Origin of the sequence: Cytobacillus gottheilii (assembly GCF_900166665.1) — a bacterium.
Lineage (GTDB): Bacteria > Bacillota > Bacilli > Bacillales > Cytobacillaceae > Cytobacillus > Cytobacillus gottheilii_A.
In genome coordinates this window covers 4582638-4597602 of record NZ_LT800494.1, presented here as the reverse complement: position 1 = coordinate 4597602, position 14965 = coordinate 4582638, and the positions used below count along the sequence as shown (strand labels likewise).

Genomic DNA, 14965 nt, shown 5'->3' with positions numbered 1-14965 from the left:
AAAAATGTGTTTTTAATTTTTAGAAGGCTAACTTGTCTGCTTTCACCAATACACTCACCTCATAAATAATGCTTTAAATAAGATACTAATTCATTTGAAATTCATATTCAACCATTCTAATACGCATAAGTATGGCTTTTCATAATAATTAAAGGGCAACCTCGAATTGTGTTATACTTTTTCCGAGTTGATAGTGTTTTACTGGAGGGACTAGGATGAATCAAGTAAAAAGTATATTAAAAGACTTTTATGACATAGAGACTAATGATGTGTTGCCTCAGCAGGGTGGTTGGGCATCACTCGCTTATAAAGTGTTTAACAAAAATCAAAGTTATTTTTTGAAGGTATATGAAAAAAGCAGAGCTTTCACTCCGAAGTTGACTGCTCTGATTGATCAATATGTTCCTATCTTGGTTTGGCTTATAAACAATAGCAACTTAAATGGGAAAATCACCGTTCCATTGATAACAAGTAGTGGGGAATATAAATGTGAAGACGAGTATGGTGTGTATTTACTTTATGAGTATATTGAGGGGGAAACGATTGGGGATCAAGATTTAACAGACGATCAGGTTCGACAGCTTTCAAAAATGATAACGGAGCTACATTCATTTGGGAAAGACATTCCAGTTGAAACCGCTGCTATAAAAGAAGATTTTGAGGTTCCATTTTTACAGATGTTGAGACAACTATTGCAAAAAGGGAGAAATGATTTTCCATCTGATGTATGGGAATTGATCCATTCCTCCATTCCACAATTAAATAATCTGATTCATACAGTTGAGGAGCATTCCCTGTACTTGAAAAATGCCAATTTGAGAATGGCCTTATGTCATACAGATTTGCACTATTGGAATTTAATGCAGTCCGGAAACCAGTTAATGTTAATTGACTGGGAAGGGTTAAAATTAGCTCCAGTAGAAGCTGACTTAATGTTCTTAGTTGATAAACCATACTTTAATGAATTTATAAAGATCTATCAGGAAACACATCAAAACTTTTCAATTAATACCGAAGCTATGACCTTTTATAAGGGAAAAAGACGATTAGAAGATATATGGGAGTTTATGGAACAGCTTTTATATGATAATCAAGGTGAGCAAGAAAGAATTGTGACAATGAACTATTTGCAGGAAGAGCTGAATGGAATAAGTGAGTATTTGTTTTAGAACAGGAGCTATTAAGAGATGAACATAATAATTAAACAAGAACAGGTCGAGGACTATAAAGTAACTGAAGAAGTGGTAAAGTGTGCATTTGCTAATGCAGAACACAGTGATAAAAATGAACATAATTTGGTGTCTCGAATTAGAAACTCTAACGTATTTATTCCAGAATTATCTTTAGTGGCGATGGATAAAGATAATAACAAACAAGTGGGACATATTCTATTATCCAAGATAAAAATTATGAATGACAATCAAATTGTAGAGTCACTTGCTCTTGCACCTGTATCTGTCTTACCAGAGTATCAAAATAAAGGTGTAGGAAGATGTTTAATTCTTGAAGCATTAAGAGAAGCAAAAGAGCTTGAATATAATTCGGTTGTCGTCTTGGGACATCCAGAATATTATCCGAAGTTCGGGTTCAAAAAAGCATCTACTTGGGGGATAAAGGCACCTTTCGAAGTCCCAGATGAAGCATTCATGGCAATTGAATTACATGCAAATGTTCTTGATAAAGTTTCAGGAGTTGTAGAATATCCTAGCGTATTTTTTGAATGATTAGCCGAAAGTTGCAAATGGGAAATTTGACAATATTTAAGGAGCTGAAAGTTTATGATCGTGCAAAACATTATGAATGAAATAAGTAAAGAGTTAAAAGATGTGCCTGGCATTGTTGGTGTAGTTTTAGGAGGTTCAAGAGCAAGGGGTACAAATCACTCAACTTCTGATATTGATATTGGAATTTATTATGATGTAACGGCAGGCTTCGATGTTGAAAAAATTAGCAAAATAGCAACTAAATTGGATGATGAACATAGAGAAAATTTAGTTACATCATTAGGTGAGTGGGGTGCCTGGATAAATGGTGGTGGTTGGATTGTCGTTCAAGGGTACCATGTAGATTTGATTTTTCGAGATATAAAAAGGGTATCTCAAGTAATTGATGAATGCTCTTTAGGTAATGTTTCAACCCATTACCATACAGGGCATCCACATGCCTATCTAAATGTCATGTATATGGGGGAACTCTCCATTTGCAAAATATTGTTTGAACGGGCCAATCAAATATCAGGTTTAAAAGCGAAGACAAAGCCTTATCCGAAACTATTAAAGGATGCCATAATTGACTATTTCATGTTTGAAGCATCTTTTTCTTTGATGTTTGCGAAGGACAATGTGGATAAGGATGATGTTTCATATGTTATGGGGCATTGTTTCCGAACGATTTCATGTTTAAATCAAGTCCTGTTTGCTATGAATGAAGAATACTGTATCAATGAGAAAAAGGCAGTTCGAATGATTGACGGATTTTATAATAAACCACAAGATTACAAGATAAAGATAGATAAAATCATAACATTGATTTCTTCAAGTATAGATAACACAAAACTAGGGATTGAAATACTCGAGGAACTTATAACAGAAACGGAAAAATTACTAGAAAAAGTGTAAAATATTAGGGCCGTTTATCCAAAAGGGAGATGTTTTTAAATGTTAAGCTCAAAAAGGCTCCAGTTTCGAAAAATGGTAGAAAGTGATATTGAAATATATCATTCTTGGAGAAATGATTTAGATGTAATGAAAACTACAAGCCCGTCATTGGATGTATATTCCCTTGATGAAACGAGAAGTTTTGTGGAAAATATTATTCTCAATTCAACCACTTCTAGGAGTTATATCACCTGAGGAAAGGGAAAGTGATACCGCAATTGCTGTAACGTCACTTATTAATATTGATACAAAAAATAGAAATGCTGAATGTATTATTGATATTGGTGAAAAAGAATATTGGGGTAAGGGATATGATTCAGAATCCCTCAAATTATTACTTGAATATGCCTTTAAAGAATTAAATTTACATCGTGTTTCACTTAGGGTATTCTCATTTAACGAAAGAGCTATACATATTTATAATAAACTTGGATTTAAGAAAGAAGGAGTCTTGCGAGAGAGTTTATTTAGAAATGGTAAATGGCATGACATCATTACGATTGGGATTTTAAAAAGGGAATATACTAGCAAGTAATCATAAACTGGAGGTAGAGTAAATGCAGTACGGTCCAAATCCGAATGATCTATATCCTAATGAGACAATTAAAAGCGTCTGTTTTATAAAGAATACAATTACCAGGCCTAATATAAGTGTGGGAGATTACAGCTACTATGATGATGTAAATGGAGCTGAAAAGTTTGAAGAACATATCACACATCATTATGAGTTTCTTGGTGATAATCTAATTATCGGTAAGTTCTGTGCGATTGCTAAAGGGATAGAATTTATTATGAATGGTGCAAATCATCGGATGAACTCTGTAACGACCTATCCCTTTAATATTATGGGTAATGGCTGGGAAAAAGCAACACCATCACTTGAAGACCTACCATTTAAAGGAGACACAGTGGTTGGCAATGATGTATGGATTGGGCAAAATGTAACAGTAATGCCTGGTGTTCATATAGGAGATGGAGCCATTATAGCAGCCAATTCTGTAGTAGCAAAAGATGTTCCTGCTTATCATATAGTAGGTGGGAATCCAATCAGGATTATTAAGAAGAGATTTGATGATGAATTGATTGACTATTTACTTAAACTAAAATGGTGGGACTGGCCACCTGAGAAGATCTTTTCTAATCTTGAAATACTTTGTAGTTCTGATTTAAACAAAATTAAAACCATTAATTAACTATCGGACATTGTTTGAGTAGCATTCGGGACGATAGGTAATTAGTTACTCTTATTCCCACACGATGTTTATGAACTAGAAAAAAGAAACCTTTATGATTCCCTTTGAAAAAGAGGGTTACTATACACTTTGAAAGTGAAAATCAAAAAAGTATAAACTTATTCAATCATTTCTTAATTTAAAATCAATTCAAATTCGGCTGGATCAATAGTGATTCGGTCTTTTTCTTTATACCCAATATCTCTTTAACCCTTTATTCCACCCTATTGACAAGAATTAAGAAAGTATTATAATAAGATTAATTGAACGGTTAATCAAAAAAATGATTGTACAATCAAATTCGGGAGGTGTGAATATTCATGGAAGATAAGCAAACCTTTATAGCAGAAGCTAGGAGAGAACAAATAATAAAGGCTGCCATTGAGGTATTGAAAGAAATTGGTTATGTAAGCACAAGCCTGGCTAAAATAGCAAAAAAGGCAAATATAAGCACCGGGCTTATTTCATATCATTTTTCTGGTAAAGAAGACTTGATGAACAATACATTAATGTATTTGGTTGAACAAGAGTGGGAATTTATTAATAAATGTGTGATACAAAAGCAGACTGCCACAGAAAAATTAACAGCATTTATTGAAGCAAGTTTAGCTTATCAAGTAACAAATAAAGCGAATAATATTGCTTTGATTGAAATCGTTTTTAATGCTCGGACACCTGATCACACACCCTATTATTTATTAGAGGATGAAGAAGAAGATTTAAAAACAAGTTTATTAGGAGAAATACTTCGCCAAGGGCAAGAGTCAGAGGAATTTGGAGATTTTTCACCTCAAGTAATTTCAACGATAATCCAGGGAGCCATTTCTGAATCTATGTTAACCTTTCAAAATAAATTAAGTGTAGAGGAATATAAAGAAACGTTGATAAAAATTATATTAAGAATAATTAATTAAGCGAGTAACTATTTGAAATAAGAAAGGACAAGCCCTATGAGAGAAACTGAAACAGTTCTTGGATTAAGTAAAGTGGAAAAAACACTTATCATTTTAGTTCCTATGGTTTTAGGTGGCTTGATTGGTTGGTTTATACCAGTTATTGCAGATTGGCTATTAAATCTTCCTGTATTGCCATGGGAAAAACTTATTGAATTCATAGCATCATTAAATAGCCTTTGGGTCTCCATCATAACAACTATTATTGGAATTATTGTTGGGATTTTGCTGACATTGACTATTTTTGAGGAGAGTCTCGAAGTTACAATAACTTATGAGAATTTGCAATTAAAATTAGGTGATAAGGTAGATACCCTTGATAAAAAAGATATTTCCACTATTTATATAGAAAATAAGCAGTTAATTATTCTTGGAAAAAATAGCAATGAATTATATAGAGAAGTTTTTGAAACGAAAATAGATACCGTTCAGGAAACGTTTAGGACGTATCAATATCCCTGGAAAGAGAAGGACCCATTTGAAAAAGAGTACCAACGATGGGTGTTAGGTCATCCAGACTTTCCAGAAAAGGTAAATGCCCTTCTATATGCAAGGGAGCACGCTTTAAAAGAAGATGAAAAAGAGGATGCTAAATATCTACGTGAGGATTTAGCAAAATTAGGTGTCGTCATTCGAGATGAAAGAAATGGTCAATATGTGAGGCTCGTTAAAGATACGAATTAAAAAAGGAAATGACTTTAATTTAAGAGTCATTTCCTTTTTGTTTAAGTTGTTCTATTAATTTGTATAAGTAATGTGGAATGTCAACACTTTTTCAGACAATTTCTTTAAGGGGGAGTTCCCTTGTATTCCAACAGACTTAAATAGCCCAACGTTTCGTGAATTCCGAACTTATTAAACCAATTCACATAGTGGATCCGATCCACATCATTATAAAGCGAGTGAAGCTATGATGAAACTTCCTTCTCTTTCATCTTGTTTCTCTCCCTTCACCAGTTACTATAAAGTATACCGTAACGTGAGAGTCAATATGTTTGATAAAGTTTTTATTAATTTCTTGGTGAGTAGGGAATTATAGAAACGGGTATATATGGGATAATTACGTCCTTTATAGAACCCTCTTAACGTATAAAATATCCATTTTTTACTTCAAGAGTTTCCTTTTCTTAGTCAACAAATATCCGATATATTGGGAGATTGGTTAGAGATGTTAATGGCAAGATTTATAAACAAAATATAATAAAAAGAGATGAATATCCGAAATAATAGGAGGATACTATTCATGAATATCATAAAAAACTTTTTTACAAGTAGCACGACAACAGCCAATAAGAAGATTGTTCTAGTGTATGTTATATTTCGTGCAATTACTGTTTTTATGCTTATCAATCAGATACCTATGCAAAGATGGGGGGATGCTTTTCTACTTGTATTGACACTCGCTTTATTTGCTATCCCACAACTTGTGGAACGTATGTTTAACATTGAAATTCCCAACTTGTTGGAACTGATAATCATCTTATTTATTTTTAGTTCGACTATTCTGGGAGAACTGAGCGATTTTTATGGTTATTTCAAAATTTGGGACACAGCACTTCATACGCTTAATGGTTTTTTAGCTGCAGGTGTCGGCTTTTCACTTGTCTATCTGTTAAATAAGAATGCTGAGGGGATGAATTTAAGCCCATTATTTCTAGCGATAGTCACCTTCTGTTTTTCTATGACCGTTGGCGTTATGTGGGAGTTTTTTGAATACTCCGCAGACCGCTGGATGAATCTCGATATGCAGAAAGACCGAGTTGTTCAACAAATCAACAGTGTAAGCATTGGGGCAGAAAGCAATGGCGTAAATCATATTGAGAATATTCAACGCACAGTTATTGAAAGTGAAGACAATTCGGGAAATAGTATTGAAACCGTTATTGACGCTGGATATCTTGATATTGGAATTATTGATACAATGAAGGATTTATTTGTCAACCTGATTGGTGCTATTGTCTTCAGTGTGTTCGGCTTTCTATATGCTCAGCATGACCAGAAAAAATATAAGTTTGTACGAAATTTCATACCGCAAAAAAGGGAGTAAAGAAAACTGTTAATGAAGGTCTGATGAAGTGGAGAACCGTTATTTACCTTTGACTTTTTCTGTAAGTCGGTCTACAATTAATAATGAATTTTAAACTAAAAGGAGGATTATTAAAAAATGATACCTAGACTATGGTCCCTAACTTTGAACCAGTAATTGAATACGTTCAAAGACTCTGTTTGTGTATACAGAGTAAACGGGATTAGTCTGTCCTTTTTTAATAATCTTCATTTCATATTTTTTAAAAAATCCGCCCCATACGGGCATTTTGTCCATCTTTTTGAAGATGATTCTTACTGCTAGGTGTATGCGGATTAGAATATGTAATGTTTAGAAAGGCGGATTGTTCTACCTTTCTTTATTTATGTCTAATTTTCCTCCCAATGTAAAAAAATTGGTAGGTTTATTTGCTAACGGCTCCTGATAGCCCCTATAAACAAGGATGGGTCTCTTTCCCTTTACTCTTAATCACAGGCAGATGCTTGTGATTTTTTTAATTTTATGGAGGCAAGGATAATGGGAAATAAAAATTGGAAACGAAAATTTATTGCAATATATACAGGGCAGTTCTTTTCATTACTAAGTAGTGCGGCTGTTCAATTTAGTATTATTTGGTGGCTAACTGATTCAACGGGTGGATCCCCACTTGTCCTGACGATGGCTGGTCTAGCCGGATTTTTACCACAAGCATTAGTTGGTCCATTTGCAGGCACAGTCACGGATCGTTACTCTCGAAAATTGATGATGATTCTGGCAGACATGACTGTCGCTCTTGGCAGCCTACTCTTATTTATAACAATGTATTTTAATGAGCCAAGTATTCCATTGGTGATCGTTATCTTAGTCATACGTTCTCTTGCAACTGCATTTCATATGCCGGCAATGCAAGCATCTATACCTCTACTTGCACCTGAAGAGCATCTTACAAAGGTAGCAGGCTGGGGACAGACAGTAAGTTCTATTTCAAATATTGCAGGGCCTGCAGTTGGGATGTCTATGCTTGCAGTTAGTTCACTTGAATGGGTATTGATGTTAGATGTTCTTGGTGCTGTGATGGCAAGTAGTATTTTATTGTTCATTCACATTCCAAGAGTATCGAGAAAAGAAGGAGAGGTTTCTATCAGTATTATTACTGAAATGAAAGAAGGATATTATGCGATAGTGAAGCATCCTGTTGTTTTGAAGCTAACTATGACAATGACCATCGTCGCTATGCTTTATATTCCACTAGGTACCTACTTTCCACTTATGACACGGAATCATTTCGAAAGAGGTGTTGTAGAAGCAGGTATAGTGGAGGTGATTTTTGCCATTGGATTAATTGTTGGGGGGGCACTATTAGGTTTACTAGGTGATCGCTTCGATAAAATAAAAACAATGGCTGTAGGAATGCTGTTGATGGGGATTGCACTATTCATATCTGGTATCGTCCCGCCTTCATTGTTCATTGCATTTATTGTGATGGCTGGTTTGGTTGGTTTATCTGGACCATTGTTTTCAGCACCATTCTATGCCTTTATTCAAACAGAGATACAACCTCATCTCTTGGGAAGAGTTTTTAGTTTTGTGACAAGTCTTTCGTTATTAGCGACGCCGATTGGTTATGCGGTAGCTGGAGTTTTGATTGAACTTACAAGTGTTGCTACATTATTTTCTATAATAGGTATCTTGATTATTATAAATGCAGTTATAACAAGGAAAGCGAAATAGGAGGAGATATTCATGCAATTTTTACTATTCTTTTGATGCGAGCTTGAACATTAAATAGTAGCTCGTATCGGTCCTGGCTATCGGTACGAAATCATTAATTTTCGGGAGGTAGCAAAGATGGAAAAAGTATGTTTTGAATTAGAAAATATAGAATTGACTTATTTAGATAAAACTGTATTAGAGATTGAGCGTTTAGCTGTACACCATTTTGACCGTATTGGTATTGTCGGAAAAAATGGAGCAGGAAAAAGCACATTATTAAGATTGCTAGCGGGAATAGTTCAACCGACAAGTGGAATAGTAAAAAGTCATGTAGACTTTGCTTATTTTGATCAACTAAAAAAACCTGAACAAACAGAGATAGATTATGATCTAAAAGGGAAATTGTCTATTCCAGTAACGGAACTTGAAAACTTTAGTGGCGGTGAACAAACTAGGCTAAAGTTAGCACAGATTTTTACGAACTATCATGAAAGTTTATTGATTGACGAACCAACAACGCATCTTGACGCAGAAGGTACTCAGTTTTTTGTTGAAGAATTAACTTATTACTATGGTGCTCTTGTGCTTGTGAGTCATGACCGGTATGTATTAGATAAATTAGTGACGAAAATATGGGAAGTAGATGATGGGAAAGTAACAGAATATGCAGGGAACTATTCGGATTATATTCGTCAAAAAGATTTGGAGAAAAGACAACAACTAGAGCAGCATGAAAGATTTGAAAAAGAAAAAACACGTCTATTGAAAGCAGCAGAGAAAAAAATGCAAAAGGCTGAAAAGGTAACACAAGGGAGTAAAGAAGTAACAAAAGTTAAAGGGAATCGAATGTTTGAAACGAAATCAAAAGGTACGAGTCAAAAAGCCATGCAACGTGCAGCAAAGGCAATGGAACAGCGAGTGGAACAACTGGAAGAAGTTAAAGCTCCGAAAGAAGAACAAATCATTCGCTTTCACCAGTCTGGTGCTCTTCAATTACACAATAAATTTCCGATAATGGCGGATCAGTTAAGCCTGAAGGCGGGGGAGAAGACGCTTCTTGATCAATCAAGTTTTCAATTCCCGTTAGGCAAGACCATTGCGATTACAGGTAAAAACGGTTCAGGAAAAACAACGTTGCTTCGCCATATTTTACAGCGTGGTGAAGGGATTACGATTTCACCAAAAGCGGTTATCGGCATTTATGAACAAACAGACTATCAGTTTACAAAGGACGAAGCGGTACTGGAATTTATGAAAGATAGAAGTGATTTTGATGAGAGCAAAATTCGTTCTGTTCTTCATTCTATGAACTTTACAGGAAATGATTTAAAAAAGAATGTCCGTCATTTAAGCGGCGGAGAGTCTATTCGCCTCGTATTGTGTCAGCTATTCTTAGGAAGATACAATATACTCATTTTGGATGAGCCCACGAACTTTTTGGATATATTTTGTATTGAAGCGTTAGAACGATTTTTAAAAGGATATGAAGGAACTGTACTCTTTGTATCGCATGATCGAACCTTTGTTGATCGAGTAGCTGATCATGTTTATGTCATAGAGGAACAAAACTTAGTATTAAGAAGTTAATGTAAAAAGTAGGAAAGGGATGTAAAGGGTCATTTTGTAGTATTGCACTATACTTATCTCCCTTTTCCTCTTCCCCCATGCTAAAAAGTCTGTACCTAATGCTTTATAGCTGGTTTTCAAACGACAAAGGAACGGGAAGAGCGGGTGCCAGTCAATTATGTAGTCAATCGTTACTTAATCGGCTTTTTCAATAAAAAATCAAGGTGCTGGATCCAATAATGATTCAGCCCTCATCCTTTTTTAATCTTCTTTCTATTATGTGCTTCCTCACTATAGACATCTGTAGAATCCGCCCATCTTTTCTCTTTATCCATCTCATCCCCAAATTACGACATTTCACACTGATGGAAAGGATAGATGATTAACGAGGTTCTAAACATAAATGTATGGGTAGGACTTATACCTAAATATCGTAATTGTAAGTGATTTTACCTTGTCATAATAATATAGCTGGTGCAGGGGTTATATTAGTATGGGGGAATTTGGGAAATGGCTTGTAGTCACGTGTGTGTTGACAATGTAATTACATGTGTGTTAATGTAAGTTTATTCAAATTAAGGAGGCATTATTCTAAAATGGATACTAATTTACACATACGAATATCAAAAGAGCTAAAAGAGAGTTTCCAACAGGTTGCTAAGGAAAATAATAAAGATACCTCGTCCTTAGTTCGTGATTGGATATCGAGTTATATAGCGGAACATCAGAAAGCGGATGAAGATATTGCTGCTGCCTTATATCGAGTAGGATATCAATTACAACAAGCACTTGGAGGACGAGAAAAAGTTAGCAAGGAGTTTGTGCAACAATTGCAGGAATATGCCTTAACGGATCAAAAAAAATTCACACAGCAAATACTGACCACCTATTTGGAACTTGATTTAACGATACCCTCAGTTGTTTCGAAAATGTACAATAAATATGCTTTTTCACAAATGTTCTTGTTTGGTTTAATTGGTGATAAGCCAAAAGAGGAATTATAGTATGTTACTTGAACAGGGTGGAATCAAGGTGGAGCAACAGGAGAAACGCTATGTACTGCACTCGGATGGCTTTTCTATAATCATTCAAACGTTTGTGTAACTATAATTCAACTAAAAATTCAAGCTGGCTTGTACAGAACAGTGAATGAAGGAGTAAAAAATAATATGAAAGATATATCCACAATTGGTATGGGTTTCTTGGAAAAGCTCTTTGCAGTTTTATTTCCTATTGTGTTAGGAACGATTGGTTGGTTTCTTCCAAGATTATTGGATTTCATAATAAAAATTCCACTCTTTAATGATTCAAAGGTCATTGTACTCTTGGAGTCACTTGACCCTTTTTGGACTTCTATTGTCTTGATGATTATAGGCGTAATTATAGGGGGTCTTTTGTCATTAACAGTCTATAGTGAAGCCTTGAAAATGAGTATTAGAGATAAAGAAATTTTGATTAATAAAGATGATAAAGAAATTAGAATTAAAAATTCAGACGTAAAAGAAATCTTTATGGATGATAGTACAGTTGTCATTACAGGTAATAAAGGGCAAGAATTATTGAGAGAAAAGACAGACATAAAAAAAGTTATAATACGAGAGAAATTCCTGAATCATCACTATCCTTGGAGCGAACAAGATCCGTATGCTGATCAATACAAACTCTGGACTCTTGAAGACCGTACGGTTGGAGATAATGTCTATGCCATATTATATGAACGTAGGAATGCAATAAGAGAAAGAGATAAGAAAAAAATAAAACATTTAAGAATGGACTTAAATGAACTTGGAATTGTTGTGAAAGATAAGGGAGAGGTTCAATATATACGAAATTTTCATGATTAACTTGTCTTCGTTGCCTTAAAGTCGGTACCCACTGTTATATAGTTGGTTTCCAATCGGCAAAGGAAGTAGGAAGAGCAGCGGGCAGCTAATATGTACTCAATCGTTATTCAATCGGTTTTTTCAATCAAAAATCAATATCAATTCGGGGCGAGTCCAGTAGGACTTCGTCCCGTTTCTCTTAATTCAATATCCCCTCAATCCCATGTCCAATAAGGGTTCCAGCCCAATTTGTAAAATAGCTTCTTTTTTAGTAGGCTTTAATTAATTAGTGCCTTAAAAGATTTCTTTTTCCAAAAAAATCGGTGGTAAATAGATTGAGCCAAGAAATTGACTATGAACGTAACTGGATATGCGAGCCATATTCCATCTATCCCAAGTCCTGTAAAGTGTGACAAGGAGTATGCTACTGGAACTTCAATCATCAAAATACTTGTGACTGTAAAAATTGTTGGCAATAATACCGTACCTGTTGCTCTCATTGTTGCTGAAATTGCTTGAGTGTGACCCAAAATAACATAACTCCAAAATGAGATTATAATAAGATCTTTGGCAAGATTAATAGTATCGGTGTTGTCCAAGAAAATTCCCAAAATTGGATTTGGTAACAAGTAAAGAACGAGAATAAGAATACCACCAAGAAGATAATTTAGTGTAATGGCTATTTTTGTTATATGTTTAATGTTCGAAATATTCCCGGACCCCACAGCTTGTGCAACAAATACTGAAATGGCAATTGAAATACTCATCGCTGGTATTTGAACGTAGCTTGCAATTTGATTCACGATTCCGTATGCAGCCGTTGCATTGGATCCATAATCATTTACAAAAGTTATGACTGCAATTTCTGACAATGCGATTGAAACCATACTTATGCTGGTAGGAATGGCTAATTTCAGTAAGGCTTTCAATACGGAGCCTTTCAAGTGAAGATGTTTCAAAATAATAGAATCTAATTTGAGTACATGACTTTTTTTGTGTAAGTACACTAATAGAATCACGAATGTAATAAAATTGGATAATACAGAGGCGTAAGCAGCACCATTTAATCCAAATTCCGGTAAGCCCAGCCAACCGAAAATAAGAATTGGAAGCAAGGCGATATTTAAGATAATACTAATTAATAAGAAATAAAAAGGTGTTTTTGAATCTCCAACACCTCTCATAAAGGTTGTATAGCACATATATAAGAATGTAATAGGTAATGTAACAAATAAAATACGTGCATATTCTGTACTTGCAACCAGAATATTCTCAGGTGTTCCCATCCATTTTAGGATATCTTCTGTAAAGAACCCTCCGATTAGGGCGACAGCAATGGATATGATCATCGTAAATGCCAAAGTTACTCCAACAACTTCCTTCATTTTTGAGATATTTCCACCACCGTACGTTTGCCCAACTAGAATGGAACTTCCAGATCCAATTCCGATTACAAAGGATATTAAAAAAAAGAATAGAGGGAAGAATGCTGAAATAGCTGCCAAAGAATCTACTCCAAGTGTTTGTCCAACGACGATAATTCCAAACACTTGACCTAATGATTGCAAAACACTTGCAAAAATGACAGGTATGAGAAAGGCAATCATCGGTTTTGCTAGGACCATAGTTTCATTTAAAGATTTATTCATTTCAGATAACTCCTAATAGGTTTAATTTCAAAAGAATTCCTCACTTTTTGGATCAAGATTTTGAAGTGGAGGTAAGACCATTGAGTATGAACATTTAAGTCATAACTCGTGTATTTTTATATAAAAAATTATGATAAAACCTGATAATATAAACCAAATTGAGTATCATACCATAACAGTTTGCTATGTTTACGTTTCGGGATACGTGTTTGTAAACCCCACTCAGGATACTGTTTTATAATTTGAACTTGATCACCAGTAGCAACAGCAATAAATGATATATAATGATCTTTTGTCATAGGATGATCGCTTGAAATAAACCATTCATTATCAATTTCTGTAATTGATAGCTTTTCTTTGTCTGTTGCTTTCTTTGCTACTAATCGTTCTAATTTTCTGCCACAGCAAGATAGGGTGATATCTCCAGTGGCTAATACAACATTATTACATGACGGACAGACAAAATAATTTGACTTTTTCATATTTCCTCCTACAAATTCATTCGACGATAATTCACCATCTAAAATATTTTCTATATTTACGCCCAATAGGGTAGATAAACTTGGTAATAGAGTGACATCTGGGCAGCCATATCCACGCTCCCATTTTGAAATCGTTCGATCAGAAATGTTCATTTGATCAGCTAATTGTTTCTGTGTCAGCCCTTTTTCTTTCCGTAAATTATAAATTAACTCTCCAACTTTACGATTATCCATTATTTTTTCCTCCTGCTCTATTTCCATCTTAGGGGTTTATATGGTTAGCATCAACAAACGCTCCGTAGAGTTAAACATAGGTAGAGTTTACCTATTTTCCTTTTGATCATGTTTTTATGACTGTAATCATTCGACTGTTTATAGCTGTTATTGGTTTATGGATCCTTCCTCATATGGTTAACTATATGGAAAATAAAAATTAGGATTTTTCAAAAGTAAAAGCTAATTGTGAAAGAGTATACTTAAAGTAATGGGTGCTTTAATTAGATAAGTTCCAAAACAGATCAGGAAATAGCTAGGTAAATATGGGCCTAGGCTATTTCATTTCATAAAACAAAAAACTATAAACCAGAAACTGTAGCTGAAATGATTGCTTAGTGTTTCATTGCAACCATAGGAGTATGTAATACAAAAGAAGCTATTAATCTTCGTCCCAAAACATATGTCTACTGTGTCTCTATAAAAAAGGTGTTCCTTAAATGAAAATAACGTTCCAATTTCGAAGATTTTTCCGGTACTTTTCCCGGCAGACCCTCTGTTTTTTTATTTCCAAAATCGGAAAAACCCCCATCGTAATTCAATATCAGTCCAATCCCATTTTTTAATCAAAATTCAGCACAAATCCAATCG

Annotated in this window: 13 protein-coding genes and 1 pseudogene; 12 read left to right on the top strand and 2 right to left on the bottom strand. The window is 34.6% G+C overall.

Features of this window, described 5'->3' with window-relative positions:
• Positions 1–215 precede the first annotated feature (215 nt).
• The 12 genes and pseudogenes from B7E07_RS22525 (at position 216) to B7E07_RS22470 (ending at position 11991) form a co-directional block, all read left to right on the top strand.
• Positions 216–1169 (top strand): aminoglycoside phosphotransferase family protein, encoded by a 954-nt coding sequence (locus B7E07_RS22525; protein WP_080848987.1) that lies wholly within the window; start codon positions 216–218, stop codon positions 1167–1169.
• A gap of 18 nt (positions 1170–1187) precedes the next feature.
• On the top strand, positions 1188–1724 hold the full coding sequence (locus tag B7E07_RS22520) for a GNAT family N-acetyltransferase (protein ID WP_080848986.1): 537 nt from the start codon (positions 1188–1190) through the stop codon (positions 1722–1724).
• A 54-nt stretch (positions 1725–1778) separates the two neighbouring features.
• The gene (locus B7E07_RS22515) at positions 1779–2618 is read left to right on the top strand and encodes a nucleotidyltransferase domain-containing protein (protein WP_080848985.1); all 840 of its coding nucleotides are present in this window, start codon (positions 1779–1781) and stop codon (positions 2616–2618) included.
• Positions 2619–2657: 39 nt separating this feature from the next.
• A pseudogene (locus B7E07_RS22510) lies at positions 2658–3192 on the top strand (GNAT family N-acetyltransferase).
• Positions 3193–3214: 22 nt separating this feature from the next.
• Positions 3215–3850, top strand: a complete 636-nt coding sequence (locus B7E07_RS22505) for a Vat family streptogramin A O-acetyltransferase (RefSeq protein WP_080848984.1) — start codon at positions 3215–3217, stop codon at positions 3848–3850.
• Positions 3851–4209: 359 nt separating this feature from the next.
• Entirely contained in the window at positions 4210–4803 is a 594-nt protein-coding gene (locus tag B7E07_RS22500) for a TetR/AcrR family transcriptional regulator (RefSeq protein ID WP_080848983.1), read from the top strand.
• Between the two features lie 36 nt (positions 4804–4839).
• Complete coding sequence (locus tag B7E07_RS22495; RefSeq protein ID WP_080848982.1) at positions 4840–5526, top strand: YqeB family protein; 687 nt, start codon at positions 4840–4842, stop codon at positions 5524–5526.
• Between the two features lie 559 nt (positions 5527–6085).
• Positions 6086–6889, top strand: coding sequence for a hypothetical protein (locus tag B7E07_RS22490; RefSeq protein ID WP_080848981.1), 804 nt, complete (start codon positions 6086–6088; stop codon positions 6887–6889).
• 516 nt (positions 6890–7405) lie between these two features.
• On the top strand, positions 7406–8599 hold the full coding sequence (locus B7E07_RS22485; protein ID WP_080848980.1) for an MFS transporter: 1194 nt from the start codon (positions 7406–7408) through the stop codon (positions 8597–8599).
• Positions 8600–8716: 117 nt separating this feature from the next.
• Entirely contained in the window at positions 8717–10168 is a 1452-nt protein-coding gene (locus tag B7E07_RS22480) for an Msr family ABC-F type ribosomal protection protein (RefSeq protein ID WP_080848979.1), read from the top strand.
• Between the two features lie 575 nt (positions 10169–10743).
• Positions 10744–11151 (top strand): hypothetical protein, encoded by a 408-nt coding sequence (locus B7E07_RS22475; protein WP_080848978.1) that lies wholly within the window; start codon positions 10744–10746, stop codon positions 11149–11151.
• A 141-nt stretch (positions 11152–11292) separates the two neighbouring features.
• Positions 11293–11991 carry a YqeB family protein gene (locus tag B7E07_RS22470; RefSeq protein WP_445079833.1) on the top strand — a complete coding sequence of 233 codons (699 nt, stop codon included), beginning with the start codon at positions 11293–11295 and terminating at the stop codon, positions 11989–11991.
• A gap of 257 nt (positions 11992–12248) precedes the next feature.
• Here B7E07_RS22470 and B7E07_RS22465 read toward each other — a convergent pair whose 3' ends face one another.
• Complete coding sequence (locus B7E07_RS22465) at positions 12249–13619, bottom strand: MATE family efflux transporter (RefSeq protein WP_080848976.1); 1371 nt, start codon at positions 13617–13619, stop codon at positions 12249–12251.
• A 128-nt stretch (positions 13620–13747) separates the two neighbouring features.
• Positions 13748–14335, bottom strand: a complete 588-nt coding sequence (locus tag B7E07_RS22460) for a helix-turn-helix domain-containing protein (RefSeq protein ID WP_080848975.1) — start codon at positions 14333–14335, stop codon at positions 13748–13750.
• Positions 14336–14965 lie beyond the last annotated feature (630 nt).